Source organism: Paraburkholderia sp. BCC1876, from assembly GCF_902833695.1.
GTDB lineage: Bacteria > Pseudomonadota > Gammaproteobacteria > Burkholderiales > Burkholderiaceae > Paraburkholderia.
Genome location: NZ_CADFGI010000007.1, coordinates 69,972 through 95,267, shown reverse-complemented (window position 1 = coordinate 95,267; position 25,296 = coordinate 69,972). Strand labels below are relative to the sequence as shown.

The following is a 25,296-nucleotide window of genomic DNA, read 5'->3' as shown; positions in this document are numbered from 1 at the left end:
CCATCCGTTTTCAAGGGCGACCATGAACGAAACCCAGATCATCGAAGTAGCGAACGCCGACTGGCACGGACGCAACCTGTCCGTGCCGCGCGAGACGCTGCTCGCCGGCGTCGAACGCGGCAAAGTGCTGTATTTCCCGAACCTGCGTTTCGCGATCGAAGGCGGCGAACAGGCGTTGCTTGATCCCGCGCTCGCCGATCCGAATCGCAAGAACATCAGTCTCGAACCCAACGGCGGCGCGTTGCACGGTGTGGCCGGCGACGCCGTCACGCAGTCGGCGGTGCGTGCGTTGATCGCGCGTTATCAGGCCAATGCGCGCACGCTGGTGGATGGTCTCTTCCCCGAATACAACGGCAAGTTGCGCGTGGCGCCGACCAGCCTGCGGCTGCATCAGGTGGAGACGCGCGAAACTTCGTGGCGCAAGGACGATAGCCGTCTGCATGTCGACGCGTTTCCGTCGCGGCCGAATTACGGCGAGCGGATTCTGCGCGTGTTCACCAACGTCAATCCGAACGGTTCGCCGCGCGTGTGGCGCGTCGGCGAACCGTTCGAGGACATGGCCCAGCGCTTCCTGCCGCGCATCAAACCGCAAATGCCGGGCGCCGCGTGGCTGCTGAATCTGCTGCACGTGACCAAATCGCCGCGCAGCGAGTACGACCACTTGATGCTGAATCTGCACGACGGCATGAAGGCCGACCTCGACTATCAGAAGTCGAGCCCGCAGGAGACCATGCCGTTTCCGCCGGGCAGCGTGTGGGTGTGTTTCTCGGACCAGACGTCGCACGCGGTGATGTCCGGCCAGTTCATGCTGGAGCAGACCTTCTTCCTGCCGGTCAAGGCGATGGCGCAACCCGAATGCGCGCCGCTCGGCATTCTCGAGCGCCTGAAGGGCAGGGCGCTGGTTTGAGCGCCGCAGTCCATGAGGTGGATGGCGCACGCCGGCCGGGTCGTACGTTCAGGCGCGCGGAGCCCCGATGCTGAGGGTGATCTATAACGCGCTCTGGTGGATCGTCGCGCCGCTCGCCGTGCTGCGTCTGTTGATCCGTTCGCGCAAGGAACGCGGTTATCGCGAGCATATCGGCGAACGCTTCGGTTACGCGCGCGGTCGGCTGCCCGAAGACAACGCGCCGTTGATCTGGGTGCACGCGGTGTCGGTGGGCGAGACGCGCGCCGCGCAACCGCTGATCGACGCGCTGATCAAGGCACGTCCCGACGCGCGCATTCTGCTGACGCACATGACGCCGAGCGGCCGCGCGACCGGCGAGCAGATCTTCGGCGACCGCGTGTTGCGCAGCTATCTGCCGTACGACATGCCGCATGCGGTGCGGCGGTTTTTGCGGACGTGGCGGCCGTCGCTCGGACTAGTGATGGAAACCGAAGTGTGGCCGACGCTGATCGACGAATGCCGTCGCGCGGAGGTGCCGCTGGTGCTGACCAATGCGCGGATGTCGGCGCGCTCGTTCAAGCGCGCGGCCAAATTCGGCGGCGCGACCAAAGACGTGTTCGGTGGCTTTGCGCGCGTGCTGGCGCAGAGTCCGTCGGATGCGGAGCGGCTGAGCGCGCTGGGCGCGCGCAATGTCGCGGTGCTCGGCAATCTGAAGTTCGACATGAGCACGCCGCCTGAGTTGGCGGCGCGCGGCCATGCATGGCGTGCGGCGATCGGCACGCGGCCGGTGTGGGTCGCGGCGAGTACGCGTGAAGGCGAAGAGGAGCTGGTGTTGCAGGCGTTCGCGGCGCTGGGTGTGGACGATGCGTTGCTGATCCTGGTGCCGCGTCATCCGCAGCGCTTCAACGAAGTGGCCGCGCTGGTCGAACGGTTGGGGATGCGGCTCGAACGGCGTTCGAACTGGGCGCCGGGTGCGAAGGTGGCGTCGGCGGCTGTGGCCGCGAGCGGTGGGTTGGCGGCTTTGCCCGTTGGTGTGAACGTGCTGCTGGGCGATTCAATGGGCGAGCTGGGCGCTTACTACGCGGCTTCGGATCTCGCGTTTATCGGTGGCAGCTTGCTGCCGCTTGGTGGCCAGAATCTGATCGAAGCCTGCGCGGTCGGTGTGCCGGTGCTGATTGGCCCGCACGTGTTCAACTTCACGCAGGCCACGGCCGATGCGGTCGCGGCCGGCGCGGCAGTGCAGGTGCAGGACCCCGCCGAGCTGGCGAAGGCCCTGCGCGAACTGTTCGGCGACAAGGCCCGGAGGCTGGCGATGGGCGGCGCGGCGTCGGCGTTTGCCGCGCGCCATCGCGGCGCGACGGCGCGTACGGTGGATGTGTTGATGGCGTTGTTGCCGGAGTAGGCGTGGGGGCGGGTGGAGCGCCCTCCGCGCGCCGGCCTCACACCTTCAACAACCCCTTCTTTTCAATAAACGCGATCACATCCGGAAGGCCATCCAGCGCCTTCAGATTGCACATCACAAACGGCCGTTCGCCGCGCATTTTCTTCGCGTCGGACGCCATCACCTCCAGGTTAGCGCCGACCATCGGCGCGAGGTCTGTCTTGTTGATCACCAGCAGATCCGACTTCGTAATGCCGGGGCCGCCTTTGCGCGGAATCTTCTCGCCGCCGGCCACGTCGATCACATAGATCGTCAGGTCCGACAATTCCGGGCTGAAAGTCGCCGCGAGATTGTCGCCGCCCGATTCGATGAACACGATATCCGCGTCGGGAAAACGCGTCAGCATGCGGTCCACTGCTTCGAGGTTGATCGACGCGTCTTCGCGAATCGCCGTATGCGGGCAGCCGCCGGTTTCGACGCCCATGATCCGCTCGGCCGGCAACGCACCCGCCACCGTCAGCAGACGCTGATCTTCTTTCGTGTAAATGTCGTTGGTGATCGCGACGAGGTCGTACTGTTCGCGCATCGCCTTGCAGAGCATTTCGAGCAACGTGGTCTTGCCCGAGCCGACCGGGCCGCCGACGCCCACACGCAGCGGCGGCAGTTTCTTGGTGCGCAGGGCGGGATGATGAGGTGCGTTCATGATGGATCGTTTTATGAGCGAAAGAGCCGCGAATACTGCGACTCGTGGCGCGCCGACAGAATGCCGAGCTGCGGCGCGAACGTGTTGATGTGTTCCGGCGGCGTGGCCAGCGCGCGCGTGACGGCGGCGTCGATCGGCTCGCGCAACGCGACGATGATGCGTTGCCCCGCGAGCTGTCCCAACGGCACGGCCTTCAACGCGGCGGCCGCCTGGTTCTCCACCCAACTGAACGCGTAGGCGGCGAGGGCGGCGTCGACGGCGGCGTCGTGCGCGTAGGCGGCGAAGGCAAAGGCCGTGGGTTGCGCGAGCGGCGTGAGCGCGGCGAGTGTCGTGCGTCGGGCGGCATCGCCCCATTCCAGCGACACGCACAACTGCCGCAGCGACCAGCCCATCTGTTCGGTTTCGCGGCGCAGTTCCGCGGACTCGCGGCTGGCGAGGAACTCGCTGTTGGCTTCGGCGAGACCGGCGGCGTCATGCGTGCGCCAGCGTTCCATCTGATGCGCGATGAACGGCAATTCGCCGTGCGCGAGCACGTCGGAGAGGCCGCTCGCGATCCAGGCGCGGGCGGAATCGGCGTCGGTGATCAACTGCGCTTCGATCGCCGCTTCGAGGCCTTGCGAGTAGCTGAACGCGCCGATCGGCAGCGCCGGCGACGCGAGATGCAGCAGCGCCGTGAGTTCAGCGATGCGCATGGTGGTGGTGATGGCCGTGGCCGCACGATTCGTCGTGGACGTGATCGGCGTCGGCTTGATCGTGTTGCGCGCTGTGATCCGCGGCGCTGTGGCCGTGATCATGTGCGTGGCTGTGATCATGATCGTGATCGTGCGAGTGAGCATCCCCATGCGCGTGCGAGTGACCGTGCTCATGTGAATGCTCATGCCCATGATGCTCGCCAAACACCTGCTGCGCGAGCGCATAGTCCTCGGCGAACGTCTCGTCATGCCCATGCTTGTGCCCGCCGCCATACGCGCCGGATTCCGGCTGAAACGGCATCGACACCTGATCGACCGTCGCGCCGATGCGCTTGAGCATGTCGGCCAGCACCGGATCGTATTCGAGCTTCAGATAATCCGCGCCGACTTCCACCGGCGTGTGACGATTGCCGAGGTGATAAGCGGCACGCGTCAGCGTCAACGCGTCTTTCGCGCGCACGACCAGCACCGCTTCCGGCGCGGCCACCACACGCACCAGACCGCCGTCGTCGGCGACCAGCACGTCGCCGTCGCGCAGCACCGTGCCGCGCGGCAACAGCAACGCAATCTCTTCACCGCTATCCAGCGTGGCCGCGAGCCGGCTCTTGCGGCGTTCGTCGAAAGCCAGCGTCAGCGTCGGCGCGCGCTTCACCAGCACAGGTGCCAGCTTCAGATGCGGCGCGATCAGTTTGTCGAGTGTGCGCATGATTTAGAACAGGAAGTAGCGCTGCGCCATCGGCAGCACGGTGGCCGGTTCGCAGGTCAGCAACTGACCGTCGGCGATCACCTGGTAGGTCTCCGGATCGACGCTGATCACCGGGCGCCACGCGTTGTGAATCATGTCCGCCTTCGAGATGTTGCGGCAGTTCTTCACCGCGACGATACGTTTGTTCAGTCCATAACGTTCGCCCACGTTTGCCTCGGCGGCGAGTTGCGAGACGAAGGTCAGCGACGTGCGTCCCAACGCACCGCCGCGCGTCGCGAACATCTCGCGATAGTGGACCGGTTGCGGCGTCGGAATCGACGCGTTCGGGTCGCCCATCTGCGCCATCGCGATCATGCCGCCTTTGAGGATCAGCGACGGCTTGACGCCGAAGAACGCCGGTTCCCAGAACACCAGGTCGGCCCACTTGCCCGGTTCGATCGATCCGACTTCATGCGAGATGCCGTGCGTGATGGCCGGATTGATCGTGTACTTGGCGATGTAACGCTTCGCGCGGAAATTATCGTGGCGCGCGTTGTCTTCGGGCAGCGCGCCGCGTTGCACTTTCATCTTGTGCGCGGTCTGCCAGGTGCGAATGATCACTTCGCCGACGCGGCCCATGGCCTGCGAATCCGACGACAGCATCGACAACGCGCCGAGGTCGTGCAGGATGTCTTCGGCGGCGATGGTTTCGCGGCGAATCCGCGACTCGGCGAAAGCGATGTCTTCCGCGATCGACGGGTCCAGGTGGTGGCACACCATCAGCATGTCGAGATGCTCTTCGAGCGTATTGACGGTGTACGGGCGCGTCGGATTGGTCGACGAGGGCAGCACGTTCGCTTCGCCGCACACCTTGATGATGTCCGGCGCGTGGCCGCCGCCCGCGCCTTCCGTGTGATACGTGTGAATCGTGCGGCCCTTGAACGCCGCCACGGTCGCTTCCACGAAACCCGCTTCGTTCAGCGTGTCCGTGTGGATCGCGACCTGGGTGTCGGTGTCGTCGGCAACGGAAAGACAGTTGTCGATCGCGGCCGGCGTCGTGCCCCAGTCCTCGTGCAGCTTCAGGCCGATCGCGCCCGCGGCGATCTGTTCCAGCGCCGGTTGCGGTTGGCTCACGTTGCCCTTGCCGAGAAAGCCGAGGTTCATCGGATAACCGTCGGCCGCCTGCAGCATGCGTTCGAGATGCCACGGACCGGGCGTGCAGGTGGTCGCGTTGGTGCCGGTGGCCGGACCTGTGCCGCCGCCGAGCATGGTCGTCACGCCGCTCGCGAGCGCTTCTTCGATCTGTTGCGGGCTGATGAAGTGAATGTGCGTGTCGATGCCGCCCGCCGTCACGATCAGCCCTTCGCCGGCGATCACTTCCGTGGACGCGCCGATCGCGATCGTCACGTTCGGCTGGATGTCGGGATTGCCCGCCTTGCCGATCGCCGCGATGCGGCCGTTCTTGATACCGATGTCGGCCTTGACGATGCCCCAGTGATCGAGAATCAGCGCGTTCGTCACGACGGTATCGACCACGTCGGCATGCACGCGCTGCGACTGGCCCATGCCGTCGCGAATCACTTTGCCGCCGCCGAATTTCACTTCTTCGCCGTAGGTGGTGAAGTCGCGTTCGACTTCGATCAGCAGCTCGGTATCGGCGAGGCGCACGCGGTCGCCGGTGGTGGGGCCGAACATTTCCGCGTAAGCGCGGCGGCCAATGCGTAAGGTCATGGTGTGGGTCCGGAAATGAGCAGGGCGGTTCAGGCGAGCGAGCGCGCGTGGCGCATCACAGCTTGCCCATCACCTTGCCGTTGAAGCCGTAGACGACACGGTCGCCCGCCAGTTCGACCAGCTCGACGGTGCGTTCCTGGCCGGGCTCGAAGCGCACGGCGGTGCCCGCCGCGATATTCAGCCGGAAGCCGCGCGCCGCTTCGCGGTCGAAGGCGAGTGCTTCGTTGACTTCGTAGAAGTGGTAATGCGAGCCGATCTGCACGGGCCGGTCGCCGGTGTTCGACACGAGGACCGTCACGGTGGCGCGGCCCGCGTTGAGCTCGTGTTCGCCGTCGTCGATGATGAGTTCGCCGGGGATCATGGGGCTGCCTTCGTGATTAGGGGATCGGGTGATGCACGGTGACGAGCTTGGTGCCGTCGGGGAAGGTGGCTTCGACCTGGATGTCGGGGATCATTTCCGGCACGCCTTCCATGACGTCGTCACGGGTGAGCAGCGTGGTGCCGTAGTGCATGACCTCGGCGACGGTTTTGCCGTCGCGGGCCGCTTCCATCAGCGCGGCGGTGATGAACGCGATCGCTTCCGGGTAATTGAGTTTGAGGCCGCGGGCGCGGCGCCTTTCGGCGAGCAGCGCGGCGGTGAAGATCAGCAGCTTGTCCTTCTCGCGAGGTGTCAGCTTCATCGAATGTGTGCGTAGGGTTGCGACGGCCGCGGCGGCGGCCCCGTGGCGGGACCGGCTACGACGATGTTAGGCGCTGCGTGCCATGGCGACGATCGCGTGCGGCGCACGGGATGAAGCCATGACGAGTGCAATGCCGGATAAGCCGGTCACAGTATCAAGTTCGGCTAACGATGCGCTTACAGGTCGGCGGGCAGTGGTGCGCCGAACCACTTCTTCGACATCGTGTTGAGCGTGCCGTCCTGTTTTGCTTGCGCGATAGCCGCATTCACTTTTTGCTGCAGACGCGGCTCATTCTTGTTCATACCGACGAAGCAAGGCGAGTTCTTGATCACGAACTTCGGCTCCGGCCGCCGCGGCGGGTTTTTCGCGAGAATCGCGGCAGCGACGATATTGCCGGCAGCGATCAGTTGAACCTGCCCCGAGAGAAACGCCGCGATGGTCGCGTTGTTGTCTTCGAAACGTTTGATGGTGGCGTTTGGCGCCATTTGCGTGAGGGCGATTTCCTCGAGTGCGCCGCGTGTGGCGCCGACGGTTTTACCGGTGAGATCGGCGGGGCCGGAGACCTTGATATCGGCGGGACCGAACACGCCCTGGTAGTACGGAGCGTAGGTGGAGGAGAAATCGATGACCTTCTCGCGGTCGGGCGTTTTACCGAGCGACGAGATGACCAGATCGACTTTACCGGTTTGCAGATACGGGATCCGGTTCGCGCTATTGACTGGCACGAGTTCGAGCTTCACGTTCATCGATTTTGCGAGGAGTGCGGCGGTATCGATGTCATAGCCTTGCGGCTTCATATCCGCGCCGACGGAGCCAAACGGCGGATAGTCTTCCGGCACGGCGACTTTGAGCACCCCGGCCTTGGCGATGTTATCGAGCGTATCGGCCTGAGCAGCGGTCGCGGCAACGACGAGAACCGGCGACAGCAGAAGAGCGGCGAGCCAGGCGCGACGCGCGGGGCGGGGAGCGGAATGTTTCATGTTGGGTGAGCGTGGTGTCGAGCGGGTCGGCTGCCGTCAGGACGCGGCAGCATCGTAACGAAACCGACGCAAGGTATATGCCAAGCCCGTGCAGCAAAGCCGAGCGAGGGAAGGAAGAGGCTAATGCACTAAGACGGAGCGACGCACCGCGCCAGAGTGGTGCACCAGATCTTACGAAGGTGAAAGCACCCACGAGGATGAACAACCGCGACGGCGCGCGCAGCGCCGCCGGAAGAATGACTGCTGTGTCACTGACGTGGAATGTGCGAGAACACGGATTCCAGATGAGCCACTACCTGTCGCAGACCCCGGGCCCCGCTTAAGAGCTAGCGGTGTGAGCCGCTTTCTTTTGCTTACTTTGCTTTGCGGCAGGCAAAGAAAAGTGAGTGCCGCCCCGCACAGGGGCGACGCTAATAGACCACCATGACAACAAGGAAAGGCCAAACCCGCAGGCACACAGACAAATACAACCTACGTACTCCAAATCCGCAAAGGCACAGCCCGAACCCCATGCACAACCGGCCGCAACTGCAACCAGCACTGAGTAAGAGCACGCTGCAGCGTCTCCATGGACCGCGAGACAGCGCGCACGACGATCACACCCTGAGTGACACAAGAAGCGGCTCCCCGCAGAGAATCATCAAACGGCAGCTGCGCCGTCAGCGCCTCAGCGAGAGCATCATCGCAAGCCGCCCCAACGGCCCACAGCGTGCCATAAGCCGGAAACCCGGCCAACCCTTGCGCCGCATCCCTTAGCGGATCGCTTGCCGAAAGATTGGCGCGCTCAAGCCAAAGCAACTTACCGTCAGGGCCCACGATCCGCGACACAGCCCGCAAGCTTCCTTCGGACCACCGCTCACCAGCCGCCTGCCGGCCAAGTTGGGTGGCATCCCAACCTAAAGCAGTAGCACCTTCAGCCAACGTCAACGAAAACTCAAGCCCCGCATTAGCGGAATCAAAAACGATATTGTTCTGCGGCAACCAATCGAGCTTCGCGTTCGCACCCACCCGCACAGCAATTTGCTGCCGAGCCTCCCGCCCATTCGACTTGTACCACTTGGTCGCCCCAGGCGTGGTCACGACAGCATGCGCACCCGCGCCAACATCCACATCGATATCCAGTCGATCCCCACCCGCGACCCCGCCTGGCGGATGCACGATCACCGCATGACAGATCGCCTGACCTTCGGGATAGAGCGGCCGTTGAATCCGCAACGGCCCTTCATGCAGACGATGCTTGAGCGTAGTCCGCCCATCGTGTTCGACGAACCCGAGTTCGAGCCGCGCGCGCCATTGCGAGTGCGCACCGGCTTGTGCAGCGGCGGCGAGCGTGATGTGATTTTCGTGAAGCGACATGCGAATGAACGAGCGATCGACGTGTTAGGACGAAACGCGCCGGAGCGCGCCGCCACAGAATGCGGCGAGAATAGCACGCACGGCTGGAGCCGCCGAACCGCGCCGCACTGGTCAAACGGCAATCAACGCCCGCACCCCATCCACATCCATATTCGCCCCTTCGCCACCCGCGACGATCTCACCACGGCTCATCACCCAATACCGGTCGGCGATATCTTTAGCGAAGTCGTAGTATTGCTCGACCAGCAGTACGGTCATGCCCATTTCCTCGACCAGTTGACGCAGCGTGCGCCCGATGTCCTGAATGATCGACGGCTGAATCCCTTCGGTGGGTTCGTCGAGAATGAGCAGTTGCGGATCGCTCATCAGCGCGCGGCCAATCGCGAGTTGTTGCTGTTGACCGCCTGACAGATCGCCGCCACGGCGCGTGCGCATGTCCTTCAGAACAGGAAACAGTTCGTAAATGCGATCCGGAATCTTCTTCGGCGCTTTCTTGCTCGCGGCGCCGACCAGCAGATTTTCTTCGACGGTCAGACGCGGAAAAATATCGCGCCCCTGCGGCACATACGCCAGGCCTTTTTCCACACGGGAGTAAGTCGGCAATTTGGTAATCGGCGCACCACGCCACGCGATCGAGCCGCTCTTCGTCTGCACGACACCCATCAGGCAGCGCAACAACGTGGTTTTCCCCACGCCGTTGCGGCCCAACAGAACCGTGAGCTTGCCATCGGGCACAGTGAGCTTCACATCTCGCAGAATGTGACTGCCGCCGTAATACTGGTTCAGGTTTTCTACTTCGAGCATATCCGTTCGACCCTTTGAGTCATAGACCGCTTCATCGATCGCTGCACCGACCCGCTTCACCGACCCGCTTCACCGACCCAGGTAAGACTCGATCACCGTCTCGTCCCGCTTGACCTGATCGAGCGTGCCGTGCGCGAGCACGTGTCCTTCGGCCATCACCGTCACCTTGCCGGTCTCGCCCGACAATGCCGCGACGAACTCCATATCGTGCTCGACGACCATCATCGAACAGGTGCCGCGCAGATGATTGAGCAATTCGGCGAGCTGCATGGTTTCGTCGTCGGTCATGCCGGCGGCGGGTTCGTCGAGCAGCAGCAGCGCCGGTTGTTGCATCAGCAACATGCCGATCTCGAGCCGCTGTTTCTGTCCATGCGAGAGCTCACCGGCCAGACGCCGCGCTTCGCTTTCGAGTCCGATCAACGACAGCGTCTCTTCGATCCGCGCCTGCGCTTCGCGATCCAGCCGCGCGCGTAACGACGCCCACCAGCCCTTATCGGCTTTCATCGCCAGTTCGAGGTTTTCCCACACGGGATGCTGCTCGAACACCGTCGGCTTCTGGAACTTGCGACCGATGCCCGCGCGCGCAATGGAAGGCTCGTTCATTCGCGTCAGGTCGATCGACTGGCCGAGAAACACCTTGCCGGAATCCGGCTCGGTCTTGCCCGTGATCACATCCATCATGGTCGTTTTGCCGGCGCCGTTCGGACCGATGATGCAGCGCAATTCGCCGGCATCGATCGTCAGTGTCAGCGCGTTCAACGCACGAAAGCCATCGAAACTCACGGTCACGTCTTCAAGGTAAAGAATCGTGCCGTGCGACACGTCGATCTCGCCCGGCGTGACAGCGCGCCCCATGCTGGCGACGCCGCTCAACGAAGTTTCAGCGGGTTCTTCGGGTAAAGCCAGATCAGGCACCATCGGGTTTTCGTTCATGAGCGGTTCCTCTTGCGCGTCACGAGTTCGATCAGGCCCATGATGCCGTTCGGCAGCAGCAGCGGGACCAGCACGAAGATCAGGCCAAGAAAGAACAACCAGTATTCAGGGAAATTCGCGGTAAAGAAGCTCTTCGCGCCGTTCACCGCGAACGCGCCGATGATCGGCCCGATCAGCGTGCCGCGTCCGCCCACCGCGACCCAGATCGCCATTTCGATCGAGTTGCCGGGCGACATCTCGCCCGGATTGATGATGCCGACCTGCGGCACATACAACGCGCCGGCAATGCCGCACAACACGGCGGACACGGTCCACACGAACAGCTTGTAGGCGAGCGGGCTGTAGCCGAGGAACATCAGACGCGTTTCGCCGTCGCGCACAGCGGTCACCACGCGGCCGAGTTTCGACGTGACGATCGCCCGGGCGCCGATGAACGCGAGCACCAGCACCGCGAACGTGATCAGCAGCAGGGCGGTGCGCGTGCCCGGATGCGTGATCGGAAAGCCACCGATCCGTTTGAAATCGGTGAAGCCGTTATTGCCGCCGAAGCCGGTTTCGTTGCGATAGAACAGCAGCATCGCGGCGAAGGTCATGGCCTGCGTGATGATCGACAGATACACGCCTTTCACGCGCGAGCGGAACGTGAAGAAGCCGAACACCCACGCGACGACCGCCGGCACCAGCACCACCAGCAGCAACGCGTAGCCGAGATGCTGGGTGCCCTGCCAGTACCACGGCAACTGATGCCAGTCGAGAAACACCATGAAGTCCGGCAGATCGCTGCCGTATTTGCCCTCATGACCGATGGCGCGCATCAGATACATACCGATCGCGTAGCCGCCCAGCGCGAAGAACAGCGCGTGACCGAGGCTCAGAATGCCGCAGTAGCCCCACACGAGATCCAGCGCCAGCGCCGCGATCGCGTAGCACATGAACTTGCCGGTGATCGTCATCGCGTAGGCGGACAGGTGGAACGCGCTGGTTTCCGGCACGACCAGCGTGGCGAACGGCACGCCGAGTCCGAACACGATAATCAGCGCGATCAGCGCGAGCCACGCGCGGCGCGACAACAGCGCGGGCCGCGGCGGCAGGCCGAGTGCGAAGCCGGACTGCGCCTCGCGTTCGGCCGCTGCGGCGGTGCCGCTCGCGCCGACATGAGCGGATGAAGTAGCAGTCGTCATCATGCCTCCGCGCTACGGCCCTTGAGGGCAAACATGCCCTGCGGACGCTTCTGGATGAACAGCACGATCAGCACGAGCACCGCGATCTTCGCGAGCACCGCGCCCCAGAACGGTTCGATCGCCTTGCTGACGAGACCGAGCCCGAAGCCGCCGATCACCGTGCCGGCCAGTTGACCGACGCCACCGAGCACCACGGCCATGAACGAATCGATGATGTAGCTCTGGCCGAGGTCCGGTCCGACATTGCCGATCTGCGACAGCGCGCAACCGCCCAACCCGGCGATGCCCGCGCCGAACGCGAACGCATACGAATCGACCCGCGCGGTCTTCACGCCGACGCAGGCGGCCATACGCCGGTTCTGCGTGACGGCGCGCACGAACAGGCCGAGGCGCGTCTTCGTCAACACCGTCCATGCAATCCCGACCACGATCATCGAGAACGCGAGAATCGCCAGCCGGTTATACGGCAGGATCAGATTCGGCAGTACAGTGACGCCGCCGCTCATCCACGACGGGTTGATCACCTGCACGTTCTGCGCGCCGAACAGCATGCGGGTCGCCTGAATCAGGATCAGGCTGACGCCGAAGGTGGTCAGCAGCGTTTCCAGCGGACGGCCGTAGAGATGCTTCAACACCAGCCGTTCGAGCACGATGCCGACCAGCCCCGCCGCCGCGAACGAAGCCGGCACCGCGAGCAGCGGATACCAGTCGAACGCGTCCGGCGCGAAGCGTTGAAAGAGGTTCTGCACGACGTAGGTGGCATACGCACCGATCATCAGGAATTCGCCGTGCGCCATGTTGATGACGCCGATCAGACCATACGTGATGGCGAGACCGAGCGCGGCGAGTAGCAGCACGCTGCCGAGCGACAGGCCCGCGAACAGCGTGCCGGCGATCTGGCTGCGGCGCTGGATCGCGTCGAGTTCGTCGATGCCGCTTTGTGCGGCGGCGCGCACGCGATCGTCGGGCTCGGCGAAGGTGCCGTCCGGTTTCTTCGCGACGAGCGGGCGCAGCAGTTCGTTCATGTCGAGGTCATGCCGCGCGGCGACCAGTTGCACGGCGTCGAGACGCTTGGCCGGGTCGGTGTCGTGCAACGCGGTCATCGCCCACAGCGTGTCGAGGCGCTTCTTCAGCACCGGATCGGTTTCCTTCGCGCGGGCTGCGTCGACGAGCGGTTTGATCGACGGATCGGGGTTCTGCAGCAGCGCCGTGACGGCGGCGTCGCGCGTTGCCTTGTCCGGCGAATCGAGTTGCAGGCCGGACAACGCGCCGGCCACTTTCGAGCGCAGCAGATTGTTCAGCGTGACCGGTTGCGCGTCGCTGCCGGCGGTGACGGTTTTGCCGGTGACCGCGTCGCGCGTGGTGTCGCCATCCTGCAGCAGTATGGCGCCTGCGTCGGTGGCGAGCGCGCTGTCGTCGGACAGTGCCTTGAGCACCGCCATCGATTCTTTGTCGTGATTGGCGATCAGCTTGTCGACAGCCGCGGATTTGGCATCGAAGTCGTCGCCGGCGAGCGGCGCGACGTCGGCCTGCGTCAGCGCGAACGCGGCGAGCGGCGTGCCGGCGAGCAGCACGAGCGCCACGCTGCCGATGCAGCGCCGGGCGGATCTAAGGAGTGAAAACGCCATGGTGGCCTTTGGAGAAAAACCGGCGAGGCTGGGCGGCAGGGTGTGCAACAGCCGCTGCCGCGCCGTCGGGTTGCCGCGCCCGCGGAGGGTCGAAGTCGCCGGACCAGGCGCTCGCGCAAACGTAGGCGCCAGCGCTGGACCCGGCAAACAATCCGAACTCACAGACGCATCGATGCGTTTGCCATGAGCCCGATTCGAGCTCGCCACGAGGGACCCGATACGTCCTCTCGTAGCGAGCCGTTGCGTTACGCCACGCGCGAGCGCTTGAGGAACGCCGGAATCGAGCTGACCATATCCGGCTTGCTGGAATTGCCGGCGATAAACGGACTCCACGGCTGCGCGCGAATCGCGGTCTTGGTGCGCCAGACGACGTTGAACTGACCGTCCGCGCGCACTTCGCCGATCATCACCGGCTTGTGCAGATGGTGATTGCCATCCATGGTCAGCACGAAGCCCGACGGTGCGTTGAAGGTCTGGCCGATCATTGCCACGCGCACCTTGTCGACATCGGCGCTCCTGGCTTTCTCGACTGCCTGCTTCCACATGTGAATGCCCACGAAGGTGGCTTCCATCGGGTCGTTCGTCACGCGCTTGTCGCCGCCCGGCAGGTTGTTGTCCTTCACCCACTTGGCGAACATCGCCTTGAACTTGGTGTTCTCCGGATTGCGCAGCGACATGAAGTAGTTCCACGCCGCGAGATTGCCGACCAGCGGCTTCGTATCGATACCGCGCAGTTCTTCCTCGCCGACCGAGAACGCGACCACCGGCACATCCGTCGCCTTCAGCCCCTGGTTGCCGAGTTCCTTGTAGAACGGCACGTTCGAATCACCGTTCACCGTCGAGATCACCGCGGTCTTGCCGCCTTGCGAGAAGGTCTTGATGTTCGCGACGATGGTCTGATAGTCGCTATGGCCGAACGGCGTATAGACCTCCTGGATGTCGGCCTCCTGCACGCCTTTGGATTTGAGGAACGCGCGCAGAATCTTGTTGGTGGTGCGGGGGTACACATAGTCGGTGCCCAACAGGAAGTAGCGCTTGGCGCCGCCGCCTTCCGCGCTCATCAGATATTCGGTCGCGGGAATCGCCTGTTGATTCGGCGCGGCGCCCGTGTAGAACACGTTGCGCGACATTTCCTCGCCTTCGTACTGGACCGGGTAGTACAGCAGGCCGTTCAGTTCCTCGAACACCGGCAGCACCGACTTGCGCGACACCGAGGTCCAGCAGCCGAACACCGCGGCGCACTTTTCCTGGGTAATCAGCTGACGTGCTTTTTCGGCGAACAACGGCCAGTTCGACGCCGGATCGACCACCACCGGCTGGATCTGACGCCCCATCACGCCACCGCTCTTGTTGATTTCCGAAATGGTCATCAACGCGGTGTCTTTCAGGGACGTCTCCGAGATCGCCATGGTGCCGGACAGCGAATGCAGAATACCCACCTTGATCGGACCACTGTCGGACTGCGCTTGCGCGAACGGAACCTGACCTGCCAACGCGAGCGCGCCCGACATGGAGCCGAACTTCAACAGACTGCGACGTTTCATGTGTATCCCCTTGCCATTTGATGGTGACTGTTTATGGGCGTCGATTTCAGCCAGCAGGGCTTATCCCGCATGGCTTGCCGCTTGTGTACTGCAAGCCACATGCCATGCTGTAATTTCGACTTGTGCTTCGCGGTTTGCGCGCTGCAGCGCGGCTGCGACGGCAGTCAGTTATGCGTAATGAACGTGGGGTGCGGCGCAATACTGGTGCACGATCGCCACCCGCGCCTCGTTCGGGTGCGTGTCGCGCCGCGACGAAGCGTGCGTATCCGCCAGCGGGCGTCGGCGGTGCATGGCCGCTGCGCCGTTGTGCATGCAACAGTCGGTCGCCCGTCGATTAAAAAAGGCCAGCGCTTTGCGGCGCTGGCCTTTTTGCATGGCTCGGCGGGGCGTGCCGCGTCGGATCAGAACGCGATGAACGGCGCGGTTTGCTTGCCGACCGTCACGTTGTTGATGGCGGTGTACACGTTGCGGCCGAAGAAGAACGGCAGGCCCCAGATAAACATCCCGCCCGATGGCGCGCCGAGGCTGTCATAGGCCGCATAGCGGTTGGCCAGCAGGCTCCAGCCGTTGGCCAGCGAGAACGGCATGGTGACAGGCGACGCGGCCTTGTCGACGCCGCTCAGGATCGCGGACAGGCTGAGCGTCGTGGCCGGCATGTACCACGCGCCCGAGTAGGGCACCGTCGTGTCGATGAAGATGTTCGCGTTGGAACCGCTGTCGATCGCGCTGGCGTAGCGGGTGCCCTTGTAGGTGGTCGGGAAGTAGCCGTACTGATCGAGCGCGAGGACGTTCGGGTTCGACGGCAGCGCGTTGTTCGGCTGGGTGCCGATGCCGAACACCAGCGTACCGGTCACGCTCGCCTGGCCGCCGGAGGGCAACGCCGGCAAACGGATAATCGTGCCGTTGTTGTCCGAGGTGAAGTTGGAGACCGGATTCATGACCTGGGTGTCGAGCGGTACGCGGGTGTTGGTGCAGGAGGTCGCGGACGTGCAGTAGTAGTAGCCGGACGGCAGGACGTATTGCGCGGCGGCCGGGTAGTCGCGCTGCGCCGGGCCGATGCCGAGCACGCCGTTGGCGCCGAGTTGGGCGACGCTGCCCAGGTCGGTGCCGCCACGCGACTGGCAGTCCGATGGGGTGGCGTACTTGCCGTCGGCGATTACTTGCAGCGGCAGGTTGCCCGCGGCCTTGCCGCCGATCGTCACGTCGGCGCGGCGGATGGAGCCCCACGTGAAGCCGGAGCCGAAGACGGCGCATTCGGCGATGGATGCGTTGCCGGTCGGGTCGTCGGTGGCGCCGGTCTGGGTCGGCAGACGGGCGGCGAGGGACGGGCCCAGCGCACTGCCGAGAACGCGTAAGCCGACCGAGCCGGTGTCGACCTGGATGTGATCGATGGTGGCGCATCGATCACCGCCCTGAACGCCGGGAATGCAGATCGTAACCGTGACGTAGGGCATGTTGGCGTAGTTGCCTGTCCATCGTTCGACGGTGATGGGGACGGTGTTTGTGTCGGGGGTGGGCGTTGGTGTTGGTGTTGGTGTTGGTGCAGGAGTCGGCGTCGGCGTCGGCGTTGGGATCGGTGTTGGCGCCGGCGTTGGCGTTGGCGTCGGAGTTGGAGTTGGAGTTGGAGTTGGAGTTGGAGTTGGAGTTGGAGTTGGTGCAGGAGTCGGAGCGGGTGTTGGCGTAGGCGTAGGCGTAGGCAACACCGTAGCCGTCGAACCCGACGCCGGTGTCACCGGCACCACCGCGCCATTAATTTTAGCCGCGCTATCGTTGCCGTCGGCGCCGCCGTTACCGCCGCCGCAACCGCTCAGCGCCACGCTTGCGGTCAGCAGTGCGCCACACAACGCCTTGTTGAGCGTCTTCATGTCGAGGGTGTCGATCGAATCAGTGCACTGTTTCATGGCAGTTGATCCACTCGGACGTTGGCGGGAACGAGGCGGGGCAAATACGCCTTGCCGAAGAAGTGGCCCGCGCGGCCAGCCGATTCGAGATGAAAATCGCCGCTGTGTTGGACCATCGGACCCGCGCCACGGGTCTGGCTAGCGTCGCCATTCGCAAAGTTGGGAAAGTAACTGCCGAGCAGCGCCCGCATGTCCGGCCGCACCGGACCTTGCCAGCTCACCGCGAACACCACGTTGGTGGGCAGCACGTATTCGTGGATCGTCACGCCGTCGGCGTATTCGGATTCGCGCATCGTGTAAGACGCGGCCGCTGCAGACGCGTTGCGAGGCGCTGCGGCTTGCAGCATCGACCGGGCTGTCGCGCCGGTGTTGGCACCGGGCGCACCGCCCAGCACGGCGTAAGACGCCAAAGGCCAGAAGGCCGAGGCCGCGAGTGCGGCCTTCACAAATTTCATTACCATGCTCTCCCAAAAAAGGTCGAAGCATGGTGCCTGCGCAATGGTCAGGAAACCGTACGAAAATTCCGAAATGAATGTACGAATCGGTGCAATGGCACGCTTACCAACTCCTACTGCGACCCCGCCGCAGTCGGCATCGCCCGCCGTCCCAACTTGCCGGCCGCGCCCTTCGCCGCGACGCCCGGATGCGGCACCGTCGGCACCTTGGGCAAAGCGGTCAACGCGCCGTCATCGACCGGCGACAGCAGCGCGCTCAATTGCAGCACGTCCTGATCGGTGAGATCCGCTGTCGAAGCCTTCAGCTTGAGACCATTGATCAGCGTGTCGTAACGCGCCTTCGCCAGATCGCGCCGCGCGGAGAACAACTGATCCTGCGCGTTGAGCACGTCGATATTGATTCGCACGCCCACCTGATAACCCAGCAGATTCGATTCGAGCGACGTGTTCGCCGAACGCTCGGCGGTCTGCAACGCGCTCACTTGCGCGAGTCCGCTCACCACGCCGAGAAACGCCTGGCGCGCGGACAGCGCGGCATTGCGCCGCGCGGTATCGAGATCGGCGGCGGCCTGGTCTTCGAGTGCGAGCGTTTGACGCACGCGGCTTTGCGTCGCGCCGCCGGCAAAGAGCGGAATCGTGACCTGCACGCCGATCGTGCTGTTCGTGTACGACGAACCCAGATTGCCCAATTCCGCCGCCAGCGCCGGCGTGCCGGCCGTGGGCGTCTCGGCGCCGCTACCGAAGCCGCCGCCGAAATTCCCACCGAAGTTGCCCGCGCCGGCCGCGCCGAGGCTGCTGCGCGAGCGGCTCGCGACCAGATCGACGGTCGGCAGATGGCCGGCCTTGGCTTTGGAAGTTTCACGTTGCGCGGTGGATAGCGCGATCTGCTTGATGACGACCTGGTAGTTGGCGTCGCTGGCGGTATCGGTCCACTGGTTGATGTCGGCGGGCACGGGCGGCGGCAGCGGCGCGCCGGCAACCAGTCCGTCGACCTTCTCGACCGGATGCCCGACGATCTGCTGCAACGCCGCCAGCTTCACCGCGAGATCGTTCTGCGCGGCAATTTCCTGCGAGACGGCCTGATCGTATTTGGCCTGCGCTTCGTTGGTATCGGTGATCGTGGTGTTGCCGACTTCGAACGAGCGCTTGGCCGATTCGAGCTGCTGCGCGATCGACGCCTTCTGCGAACGCGCGATCGCGAGGCTATCCTGCGCGGACAGCGCGTCGAAATACGCCTGGCCGAGCCGCACGATCAGATCCTGGCGAGCCTGCGCGAACGAGGCCTGCGCCGACTCCACCGCGAGCTTGCCCTGGGCGTAGCCGTACCAGCTGTCCACATGAATCAGCGGTTGCGTGAGCGAGATCGTGTAGCCGTTGCTATTGCCGTACGAAGACGGGAAGCCGCCGCCGAAGTCGGTGCTCTGACGGTTCGCGGACAGCGACGCCGAGACCTGCGGCAACAGTTTGGCGCGTGCGAGCGGCAACTCTTCGCTGTTGGCAGCGAGGGCAGAGCGCGCGCTTTGCAGTTGCGCGTCGCTGGAGAGCGCTTCGTCGTAGAGTTGGGAAAGGCCGACGGCGTGTGCCGTCAGCGTGTGCAGCGTGCCGGCCAGTGCCAGAGCGGCCGCGAAGACCGGCACCCGGAGGCGCATCATCGCGGCAGTGGGCTCAGTAGGTCGGAACCGACGGATCGACCTGACGCGACCACGCGTCGATTCCGCCTTGCAGATTGAACACGTTCTTATGGCCGCGCGATTCGAGGAACATCGCGACCTGGGCACTGCGCGCGCCGTGATGGCAGACGCAGACGATTTGCGCGTCGTCGTCGAGTTCTTCGCTGCGGGCGGGAATCTCACGCATCGGGATCGATACGGCGCCGGCCAGCGAGGCCGTCTGGATTTCCCACGGTTCGCGCACGTCGAGCAGCACGGGCGCGGGGCGCGATGTGTCGGCGAGCCATTCGGCGAGCGCGGGAGCGGTCAGATTTTGCATCAGCGGGACTTCCGGTTCAGAGGACGGCGGCCATGCCGGCCGTCCGTATCAGTGCGCGTGATTCGAGCCTGCCGGCCGACGAGCGGCCAGGCGAGGCGAGACGAATCAGAACTTGAAACGCGGCGGCTGCACAGCGTTGGTCAGCGGCTCGACATACGTTTCGAAGACGTCGGCAATACGGTATTGCTTCTCGTCGATACGCGTGATGACCTGCGCCTTCATGACCGGCGCGGTGCCGACGAACGCCGCGAGACGGCCGCCGATCTTCAGGTGTTCGAGGATTTCCTGCGGCAGCACCGGCAGGCCGCCCGACACGCAGATCACGTCGTACGGCGCGGCGCCGGCCCAGCCGCGCGACGCGTCGCCGGTGGCGACTTCGGCGTTCAGCACGCCGTTGGCGATCAGGTTGGCCTTGGCCAGTTCAGCCAGTTCCGGTTCGATATCCACCGTCAGCACGTGTTGCGCGCGATGCGCGAGCAGCGCCGCCATGTACCCCGAGCCGGCGCCGATTTCGAGCACGCTTTCGTGTTTCTTCACTGCCAGTTCCTGCAGCACGCGCGCTTCGACGCGCGGCGCCAGCATGTGCTGGCCGGCCGGCAGCGGCACTTCGAAGTCGACGAAGGCCAGATCGCGGTACACGGTCGGGACGAAATGTTCACGCTTGACGATCGAGAGCAGATTCAGCACGTCCTGGTCGAGCACTTCCCAGGGGCGGATCTGCTGTTCGATCATGTTGAAACGCGCTTGCTCGATGTTCATGGTGGATTCGGCAGTATGGGTGGGCGAGTTTGGCGGTTTGCCCGCTGACCGGCGGCCTGAAGGCATCGCTCACGATGCGGGCCACGGCAGGGTAACTGCGGGATTGTACCAAATGGCGGCGTCAAACCGTGCCGCCGCGGGCAGGGCGCCGGGCCCGCGCGACAGGCGCGCGCAAGCGCAGCGAGCGCCTCCTGGTCACCTGATCGTCACCGCGCCGGAACCGCACCGACAACGCGCGACCCCGTGTTAATCCCTAGCGATCCGAGCTTGCGATTCCGGCCTTCATCGCTCAAAAATGTAATCGATTACATTTTGCAGGCGAGTTCACTTGTCCAAACCGTCGTCCAAAGTGGCCCGTGCCGGGTTATCCGGCGCGCGTTCCGAGCCCAACGCCCAGCCCTTGCGTGGCACGGCCGACGGCCTGTCCATAGCCGGCGTCGCGGAGCAGGCGGGGGTGTCGGTGGCCACGGTGTCGCGCGTGCTGAACGGTCACGAGAACGTGCGGCCCGCGACCCGCGACAAAGTCCTCGCCGCCATCGACGCGAGCGGCTACCGCGTCAACGAACTCGCGCGCAATCTGCGCACCGCCGAAAGCCGCCTGCTGCTGACCATGGTGCCCGACGTCGGCAATCCGTTTTACGCGGAGATCGTGCGCGGCATCGACAGCGTGGCGCGCCAGCACGGCTACTTCATGCTGTTGTGCGACACCGGCGCCGATCCGGGCCGCGAGCGCAGTTACTTCGATCTGCTGCGGCGTCGTCGCGCGGACGGCGCGATCTGCCTCGATCCGGCGACCATCCAGCAGGCGCTCGGCGAGGCGTCCAGCGCGCTGCCGTGGGTCGCGTGCTGCGAGTTCGATCCGGCGATGGGCGTGCCGTACGTGGGCATCGACAATTACCGCGCCGCGGGCGACGCCGTGCGGCATCTGCTGTCGCGCGGCCACCAGCGCATCGGCCTGATCAATTCCGACGTCGACTATCTGTACGCGCGGCAGCGTCAGCAAGGCTATCTCGACGCGTTGACCGAAGCGGGCATCACGCCCGACGAGCGCTGGTGCATGAACCTGAACAGTCTCGACTACGAAGCGGGCGCTTCCGCCGCGGCCACGCTGATGTTGCCGCCGCACGCGCCCAGCGCGATTTTCGCGGTGTCGGATACGCTCGCGATCGGCGTGATCCACGGTTTGCGCAGCGTCGGCAAGCGGGTGCCGGACGATGTTGCCGTGGTCGGCTTCGACGATATTTCGCTGGCCGCGCAGATCGATCCGCCGCTCACCACGATCGCCCAGCCCATGCGCGAGTTGGGCGAAACCGCCGCGCGTCTGTTGCTGCAGCGGCTCGCCAATCCGTTGGCGAACGTGCCCGGCGTGCTGCTGCCGCACCGGCTCGTGGTTCGCGGGAGCACATGACCATGAGCCTCGCGATCCGCTTCGACGACATCCGCAAAGACTTCGGCCCGGTGCGCGTGCTGCACGGCGTGAGTTTCGACCTTGCGCCGGGACGTATCTACGGCCTGCTCGGCGAGAACGGCGCGGGCAAATCCACGCTGATGAAAATCCTCGCGGGTTATGAGACCGCGACGTCGGGCACCTTGCTGGTCGATGGCCACGCACAGCAGTTCATCGGTTCGCGCGATGCGCAAGCGCAGGGCATCGTGCTGATTCACCAGGAGTTCAATCTCGCCGAACATCTGACGATCGCGCAGAACATGTATCTCGGCCACGAGAAGCGGCGTGGCTGGTTCGTCGACGATGCCGCGATGCGTAGCGACGCCGCGCGTTACCTTGCGCAGGTTGGCCTCGCGAAAGCGCCGGACACGAAGGTGCGCGAATTGATCGTCGCGGAAAAGCAGATGGTGGAGATCGCGAAGGCGCTGTCGCGCCGCGCGCGTTTGCTCATCATGGACGAGCCGACCGCCACGCTCACGCCGTCCGAAACCGAGCGGCTGTTCACGCTGATGGCGAAGCTCAAGGCCGACGGCGTGACCATCGTCTATATCTCGCACAAGCTCGACGAGGTGGAGCGCATTACCGACGAAGTGATTGTGATGCGCGACGGCCGCTTCGTCGCGCGCGGCGAAACAGCGGGACTCGCGCGTCAGCAGATGGCGAATCTGATGGTGGGCCGCGACGTCTCCGACATGTTCCCCGACAAGCTCACGGTGTCCGCCGGCGCACCGCTCGCCTTGAAAGTAACCGGGCTCAGCGTGCCCGACTGGGTCGACGACCTCAGCTTCGACGTGCGCGCCGGCGAAGTGCTCGGCTTCGCCGGACTGGTCGGCGCGGGCCGCACCGAAGCGTTCGAAGCGATCATCGGCTTGCGCAAGCGCACGGCGGGCCGCATCGAAATTGCCGGCCGTCCCGCCGATCTGAAAAGCCCGCGCGACGCGATGCGCCACGGCCTCACGTATCTGAGCGAAGACCGCAAAGGCAAAGGCCTGCACGTGAACCTGAGCCTGCAGGACAACGTCACGCTGATGACGCTCGAACGCTACGCGCATCCGCTGCTCGATATGAAAGCGGGCCGCGCGGCGTTGACGAAAGCGGTGAGCGAATTCGGCATCCGCACCGGCGACCTGTCGAGCCGCGCGCGCATGCTGTCGGGCGGCAATCAGCAGAAGCTCGCGCTCGCCAAGTTCCTGCAACCCGACCCGCAGGTGATCGTGCTCGACGAACCGACCCGCGGCGTCGATGTCGGCGCGAAACGCGACATCTATTTTCTGATTCATCGTCTCGCCGCGCAGGGGCGCGCGGTGATCGTCATTTCATCCGAACTGATCGAGCTGATCGGCTTGTGCCATCGCGTCGCCGTATTGCGCGCGGGACGCCTGGAGGCCACGCTGACGCTCGACCATCTGACCGAAGAGGAATTGATCGCCCATGCGACCGGCACCCACTGAAGCCGTGCAATCCGGCCGCGCGCTGCGCTTCGCGCATCGACTGTATGCGCTCGGGCCGCTCGTCGGGCTGATTCTGCTGTGCATTGTCGGCACGCTGCTCAACCGCGATTTCGCCACGCTCGACAATCTGATGAACGTGCTCACGCGCACGTCGTTCATCGGCATCATCGCGGTCGGCATGACCTTCGTGATCATTTCGGGCGGTATCGATCTGTCGGTCGGGTCGATGGCCGCGCTGATCGCCGGCAGCATGATCTGGCTGATGAACGCGCTCGCGGCGGGCATCGGCGGACATACGCTCGCGCCTTTGCTGATTCTCACGCTCGGGATCGTGTTCGCGCTGGTGCTCGGCGGCCTGTTCGGCTGCGCGCATGGCTTGCTGATTACCAAAGGACGGATCGAACCGTTCATCGTCACGTTGGGCACGTTGGGGATTTTTCGCGCGGTGCTGACGTGGCTCGCCGATGGCGGCGCGTTGACGCTGGATAACTCGTTGTCCGATCTGTATGGCCCGGTTTATTACGCGAGCCTGTTCGGCGTGCCGGTGCCGATCTGGGTTTTCCTCGTGGTGGCTGCCGGCGGCGCGCTGATTCTCAATCGCACCGCGTTCGGCCGTCATGTGCAGGCGATCGGCTCCAACGAACAGGTCGCGCGCTATGCGGCGATTCGCGTCGATACCGTGAAGATCGTCACGTATGTGCTGCTCGGTATCTGCGTGGGCGTGGCGACCGTGCTCTATGTGCCGCGACTCGGGTCGGCCACGCCGACCACCGGCTTGTTGTGGGAGCTCGAAGCGATCGCATCGGTTGTGGTGGGCGGCACTGCGCTCAAGGGCGGCGAAGGACGTGTGGTCGGGACGGTGATCGGCGCGATCCTGCTGTCGGTGATTGCCAATATTCTGAATCTCACCAGCATCATCAGCGTGTATCTGAACGCGGCGGTGCAGGGCGTGGTGATTATCTTCGTCGCGTTCGTGCAGCGCGGACGGAGATAGCTTTAGCGTTTTACTTGGGCACGACGGCAGGTTCGAGAATCGGGGCGCACGAACGCCTCATCGACATTGGAGACACAACCATGAAACAGGTCATTCGAGCGGTCGGCGCCGGCGTGCTGGCGTTGGGGATACTGGGCACGGCGGGCATGGCGCGCGCCGACGACAAAGTCATACTGGGCGTCGCGATTCCGACGGCCGATCACGGCTTCACGGGCGGCATCGTCTGGTGGGCGAACAAGGCCAAGACCGATCTGGAGAAAGCGCATCCCGATCTCAAGATTATCGTGAAGACCGCCGCTGGTTCGCCGGAGCAGGCGAACCAGTTGCAGGATCTGGTGACGGTGAACAAGATCAACGCGCTGGTGATCTTTCCGTTCGAATCGGCGTCGCTCACGCAGCCGGTCGCGCAGGTGAAGAAGAAAGGCGTGTACGTGACGGTGGTGGATCGCGGCCTGACCGACACCAGCGCACAAGATGCGTATGTGGCCGGCGACAACACCGCGTTCGGCAAGATTCCCGCCGAGTATCTGGCGAAAACGCTCGACGGTAAAGGCAACATCGTCGCGCTGCGCGGCATTCCGACGACGCTCGACAACGAGCGCTGGACCGCGTTCACGAACGTGATCAAGAACTATCCGGAGATGAAGATTCTCGACGCGAAGTACGCAAACTGGAACCGCGACGACGCGTTCAAGGTGATGCAGGATTACCTGACGCGCTTCAAGCACATCGACGCCGTCTGGGCCGCCGACGACGACATGGCGGTCGGTGTGCTGAAGGCGATCGAGCAGGCCAAGCGGACCGACATCAAGATCGTGTTCGGCGGCGCGGGTTCGAAGGGCATGGTGAAGAACGTGATGGACGGTGCGCCGATGATCAAGGCCGACGTGTCGTACTCGCCGAAATTCATCTACGACGCGATCAAGCTCACCGCCGAGGCGCGCCTGAAAGGCGAGAAGCTGCCGGCCACGACGATTATTCCGTCGGTGCTGATCACGAAGGAAAACGCGCAGCAGTTCTATTTTCCGGACTCGCCGTTTTGAATCCGGGCTGAGGTTGGCGTGATGGCTGTGTGATGTTGGTGTGAGCATCTGGAGCGCGTTGGCCTGCTTTGCT

25 protein-coding genes are annotated in these 25,296 nt (G+C 64.3%); 7 read left to right on the top strand and 18 right to left on the bottom strand.

Annotation, left to right across the window (positions count from 1 at the left end; translation table 11 throughout):
• The first annotated feature begins 22 nt into the window (after window positions 1–22).
• Both HWY05_RS24310 and waaA read left to right on the top strand, forming a co-directional pair.
• On the top strand, window positions 23–907 hold the full coding sequence (locus HWY05_RS24310; RefSeq protein WP_035552635.1) for a Kdo hydroxylase family protein: 885 nt from the start codon (window positions 23–25) through the stop codon (window positions 905–907).
• Between the two features lie 67 nt (window positions 908–974).
• Window positions 975–2,288: a lipid IV(A) 3-deoxy-D-manno-octulosonic acid transferase gene (gene waaA / locus HWY05_RS24305; protein ID WP_176059886.1), complete on the top strand. Its 1,314-nt coding sequence runs from the start codon at window positions 975–977 to the stop codon at window positions 2,286–2,288.
• Window positions 2,289–2,325: 37 nt separating this feature from the next.
• Here waaA and ureG read toward each other — a convergent pair whose 3' ends face one another.
• The 14 genes from ureG to HWY05_RS24235 form a co-directional block, all read right to left on the bottom strand.
• A complete protein-coding gene (ureG, locus tag HWY05_RS24300; RefSeq protein WP_176059885.1) occupies window positions 2,326–2,970 on the bottom strand; it encodes an urease accessory protein UreG in 645 nt (214 codons plus the stop codon).
• A gap of 11 nt (window positions 2,971–2,981) precedes the next feature.
• Entirely contained in the window at window positions 2,982–3,662 is a 681-nt protein-coding gene (locus HWY05_RS24295; protein WP_176060038.1) for an urease accessory UreF family protein, read from the bottom strand.
• Complete coding sequence (ureE, locus tag HWY05_RS24290; RefSeq protein WP_035552626.1) at window positions 3,649–4,368, bottom strand: urease accessory protein UreE; 720 nt, start codon at window positions 4,366–4,368, stop codon at window positions 3,649–3,651. Before ureE ends, HWY05_RS24295 begins: the two co-directional genes overlap by 14 nt.
• A 3-nt stretch (window positions 4,369–4,371) precedes the next feature.
• Window positions 4,372–6,078 carry an urease subunit alpha gene (gene ureC / locus HWY05_RS24285; protein ID WP_176059884.1) on the bottom strand — a complete coding sequence of 569 codons (1,707 nt, stop codon included), beginning with the start codon at window positions 6,076–6,078 and terminating at the stop codon, window positions 4,372–4,374.
• Window positions 6,079–6,133: 55 nt separating this feature from the next.
• Window positions 6,134–6,439 carry an urease subunit beta gene (locus tag HWY05_RS24280; protein ID WP_035552621.1) on the bottom strand — a complete coding sequence of 102 codons (306 nt, stop codon included), beginning with the start codon at window positions 6,437–6,439 and terminating at the stop codon, window positions 6,134–6,136.
• A 16-nt stretch (window positions 6,440–6,455) separates the two neighbouring features.
• Window positions 6,456–6,758: an urease subunit gamma gene (gene ureA / locus HWY05_RS24275; RefSeq protein WP_011487082.1), complete on the bottom strand. Its 303-nt coding sequence runs from the start codon at window positions 6,756–6,758 to the stop codon at window positions 6,456–6,458.
• Between the two features lie 176 nt (window positions 6,759–6,934).
• Window positions 6,935–7,738 carry a transporter substrate-binding domain-containing protein gene (locus HWY05_RS24270; RefSeq protein WP_035552618.1) on the bottom strand — a complete coding sequence of 268 codons (804 nt, stop codon included), beginning with the start codon at window positions 7,736–7,738 and terminating at the stop codon, window positions 6,935–6,937.
• Between the two features lie 471 nt (window positions 7,739–8,209).
• Window positions 8,210–9,094: an urease accessory protein UreD gene (locus HWY05_RS24265; protein WP_035552614.1), complete on the bottom strand. Its 885-nt coding sequence runs from the start codon at window positions 9,092–9,094 to the stop codon at window positions 8,210–8,212.
• Between the two features lie 111 nt (window positions 9,095–9,205).
• The gene (gene urtE, locus HWY05_RS24260; RefSeq protein WP_176059883.1) at window positions 9,206–9,898 is read right to left on the bottom strand and encodes an urea ABC transporter ATP-binding subunit UrtE; all 693 of its coding nucleotides are present in this window, start codon (window positions 9,896–9,898) and stop codon (window positions 9,206–9,208) included.
• A 69-nt stretch (window positions 9,899–9,967) separates the two neighbouring features.
• Window positions 9,968–10,831: an urea ABC transporter ATP-binding protein UrtD gene (gene urtD / locus HWY05_RS24255; RefSeq protein WP_035552609.1), complete on the bottom strand. Its 864-nt coding sequence runs from the start codon at window positions 10,829–10,831 to the stop codon at window positions 9,968–9,970.
• Entirely contained in the window at window positions 10,828–12,012 is a 1,185-nt protein-coding gene (gene urtC / locus HWY05_RS24250) for an urea ABC transporter permease subunit UrtC (protein WP_176060037.1), read from the bottom strand. The genes urtD and urtC overlap by 4 nt, the downstream gene beginning before the upstream one ends.
• Window positions 12,012–13,640, bottom strand: a complete 1,629-nt coding sequence (gene urtB / locus HWY05_RS24245) for an urea ABC transporter permease subunit UrtB (protein ID WP_176059882.1) — start codon at window positions 13,638–13,640, stop codon at window positions 12,012–12,014. Before urtB ends, urtC begins: the two co-directional genes overlap by 1 nt.
• 245 nt (window positions 13,641–13,885) lie before the next feature.
• Window positions 13,886–15,184, bottom strand: coding sequence for an urea ABC transporter substrate-binding protein (urtA, locus tag HWY05_RS24240; protein ID WP_035552600.1), 1,299 nt, complete (start codon window positions 15,182–15,184; stop codon window positions 13,886–13,888).
• 401 nt (window positions 15,185–15,585) lie between these two features.
• Window positions 15,586–16,758 carry a DUF3443 domain-containing protein gene (locus HWY05_RS24235; RefSeq protein WP_279614183.1) on the bottom strand — a complete coding sequence of 391 codons (1,173 nt, stop codon included), beginning with the start codon at window positions 16,756–16,758 and terminating at the stop codon, window positions 15,586–15,588.
• Between HWY05_RS24235 and HWY05_RS38405 the strand changes: the two genes are divergently transcribed.
• Window positions 16,710–16,868 carry a hypothetical protein gene (locus tag HWY05_RS38405; protein WP_244146683.1) on the top strand — a complete coding sequence of 53 codons (159 nt, stop codon included), beginning with the start codon at window positions 16,710–16,712 and terminating at the stop codon, window positions 16,866–16,868. The two genes, HWY05_RS24235 and HWY05_RS38405, sit on opposite strands and share 49 nt — an antisense overlap.
• Before the next feature lie 213 nt (window positions 16,869–17,081).
• On the opposite strand, the gene HWY05_RS24230 is transcribed toward HWY05_RS38405, so the two are convergent.
• The 4 genes from HWY05_RS24230 to HWY05_RS24215 form a co-directional block, all read right to left on the bottom strand.
• Window positions 17,082–17,540: a DUF2844 domain-containing protein gene (locus HWY05_RS24230; RefSeq protein WP_176059880.1), complete on the bottom strand. Its 459-nt coding sequence runs from the start codon at window positions 17,538–17,540 to the stop codon at window positions 17,082–17,084.
• A gap of 113 nt (window positions 17,541–17,653) precedes the next feature.
• The gene (locus HWY05_RS24225; RefSeq protein ID WP_176059879.1) at window positions 17,654–19,192 is read right to left on the bottom strand and encodes a TolC family outer membrane protein; all 1,539 of its coding nucleotides are present in this window, start codon (window positions 19,190–19,192) and stop codon (window positions 17,654–17,656) included.
• Between the two features lie 13 nt (window positions 19,193–19,205).
• Window positions 19,206–19,529, bottom strand: coding sequence for a rhodanese-like domain-containing protein (locus tag HWY05_RS24220; RefSeq protein ID WP_035552590.1), 324 nt, complete (start codon window positions 19,527–19,529; stop codon window positions 19,206–19,208).
• A 105-nt stretch (window positions 19,530–19,634) separates the two neighbouring features.
• Window positions 19,635–20,288: a protein-L-isoaspartate O-methyltransferase gene (locus tag HWY05_RS24215; RefSeq protein ID WP_176059878.1), complete on the bottom strand. Its 654-nt coding sequence runs from the start codon at window positions 20,286–20,288 to the stop codon at window positions 19,635–19,637.
• A gap of 328 nt (window positions 20,289–20,616) precedes the next feature.
• Between HWY05_RS24215 and HWY05_RS24210 the strand changes: the two genes are divergently transcribed.
• The 4 genes from HWY05_RS24210 (at window position 20,617) to HWY05_RS24195 (ending at window position 25,223) form a co-directional block, all read left to right on the top strand.
• Window positions 20,617–21,696: a LacI family DNA-binding transcriptional regulator gene (locus HWY05_RS24210; protein ID WP_035552584.1), complete on the top strand. Its 1,080-nt coding sequence runs from the start codon at window positions 20,617–20,619 to the stop codon at window positions 21,694–21,696.
• A 2-nt stretch (window positions 21,697–21,698) separates the two neighbouring features.
• A complete protein-coding gene (locus HWY05_RS24205; protein WP_035552581.1) occupies window positions 21,699–23,186 on the top strand; it encodes a sugar ABC transporter ATP-binding protein in 1,488 nt (495 codons plus the stop codon).
• Window positions 23,167–24,180 (top strand): ABC transporter permease, encoded by a 1,014-nt coding sequence (locus tag HWY05_RS24200; RefSeq protein ID WP_035552578.1) that lies wholly within the window; start codon window positions 23,167–23,169, stop codon window positions 24,178–24,180. The genes HWY05_RS24205 and HWY05_RS24200 overlap by 20 nt, the downstream gene beginning before the upstream one ends.
• An 80-nt stretch (window positions 24,181–24,260) precedes the next feature.
• Complete coding sequence (locus HWY05_RS24195) at window positions 24,261–25,223, top strand: substrate-binding domain-containing protein (protein ID WP_035552576.1); 963 nt, start codon at window positions 24,261–24,263, stop codon at window positions 25,221–25,223.
• Window positions 25,224–25,296 lie beyond the last annotated feature (73 nt).

Excerpts from the sequence above, each read along its gene's own strand:
- HWY05_RS24310 (WP_035552635.1), top strand. The coding sequence starts at position 23 with ATGAACGAAACCCAGATCATCGAAGTAGCGAACGCCGACTGGCACGGA.
- waaA (WP_176059886.1), top strand. The coding sequence starts at position 975 with ATGCTGAGGGTGATCTATAACGCGCTCTGGTGGATCGTCGCGCCGCTC.
- ureG (WP_176059885.1), bottom strand. The coding sequence starts at position 2,970 with ATGAACGCACCTCATCATCCCGCCCTGCGCACCAAGAAACTGCCGCCG.
- HWY05_RS24295 (WP_176060038.1), bottom strand. The coding sequence starts at position 3,662 with ATGCGCATCGCTGAACTCACGGCGCTGCTGCATCTCGCGTCGCCGGCG.
- ureE (WP_035552626.1), bottom strand. The coding sequence starts at position 4,368 with ATGCGCACACTCGACAAACTGATCGCGCCGCATCTGAAGCTGGCACCT.
- ureC (WP_176059884.1), bottom strand. The coding sequence starts at position 6,078 with ATGACCTTACGCATTGGCCGCCGCGCTTACGCGGAAATGTTCGGCCCC.
- HWY05_RS24280 (WP_035552621.1), bottom strand. The coding sequence starts at position 6,439 with ATGATCCCCGGCGAACTCATCATCGACGACGGCGAACACGAGCTCAAC.
- ureA (WP_011487082.1), bottom strand. The coding sequence starts at position 6,758 with ATGAAGCTGACACCTCGCGAGAAGGACAAGCTGCTGATCTTCACCGCC.
- HWY05_RS24270 (WP_035552618.1), bottom strand. The coding sequence starts at position 7,738 with ATGAAACATTCCGCTCCCCGCCCCGCGCGTCGCGCCTGGCTCGCCGCT.
- HWY05_RS24265 (WP_035552614.1), bottom strand. The coding sequence starts at position 9,094 with ATGTCGCTTCACGAAAATCACATCACGCTCGCCGCCGCTGCACAAGCC.
- urtE (WP_176059883.1), bottom strand. The coding sequence starts at position 9,898 with ATGCTCGAAGTAGAAAACCTGAACCAGTATTACGGCGGCAGTCACATT.
- urtD (WP_035552609.1), bottom strand. The coding sequence starts at position 10,831 with ATGAACGAAAACCCGATGGTGCCTGATCTGGCTTTACCCGAAGAACCC.
- urtC (WP_176060037.1), bottom strand. The coding sequence starts at position 12,012 with ATGACGACTGCTACTTCATCCGCTCATGTCGGCGCGAGCGGCACCGCC.
- urtB (WP_176059882.1), bottom strand. The coding sequence starts at position 13,640 with ATGGCGTTTTCACTCCTTAGATCCGCCCGGCGCTGCATCGGCAGCGTG.
- urtA (WP_035552600.1), bottom strand. The coding sequence starts at position 15,184 with ATGAAACGTCGCAGTCTGTTGAAGTTCGGCTCCATGTCGGGCGCGCTC.
- HWY05_RS24230 (WP_176059880.1), bottom strand. The coding sequence starts at position 17,540 with ATGAAATTTGTGAAGGCCGCACTCGCGGCCTCGGCCTTCTGGCCTTTG.
- HWY05_RS24225 (WP_176059879.1), bottom strand. The coding sequence starts at position 19,192 with ATGATGCGCCTCCGGGTGCCGGTCTTCGCGGCCGCTCTGGCACTGGCC.
- HWY05_RS24220 (WP_035552590.1), bottom strand. The coding sequence starts at position 19,529 with ATGCAAAATCTGACCGCTCCCGCGCTCGCCGAATGGCTCGCCGACACA.
- HWY05_RS24215 (WP_176059878.1), bottom strand. The coding sequence starts at position 20,288 with ATGAACATCGAGCAAGCGCGTTTCAACATGATCGAACAGCAGATCCGC.
- HWY05_RS24205 (WP_035552581.1), top strand. The coding sequence starts at position 21,699 with ATGAGCCTCGCGATCCGCTTCGACGACATCCGCAAAGACTTCGGCCCG.
- HWY05_RS24200 (WP_035552578.1), top strand. The coding sequence starts at position 23,167 with ATGCGACCGGCACCCACTGAAGCCGTGCAATCCGGCCGCGCGCTGCGC.
- HWY05_RS24195 (WP_035552576.1), top strand. The coding sequence starts at position 24,261 with ATGAAACAGGTCATTCGAGCGGTCGGCGCCGGCGTGCTGGCGTTGGGG.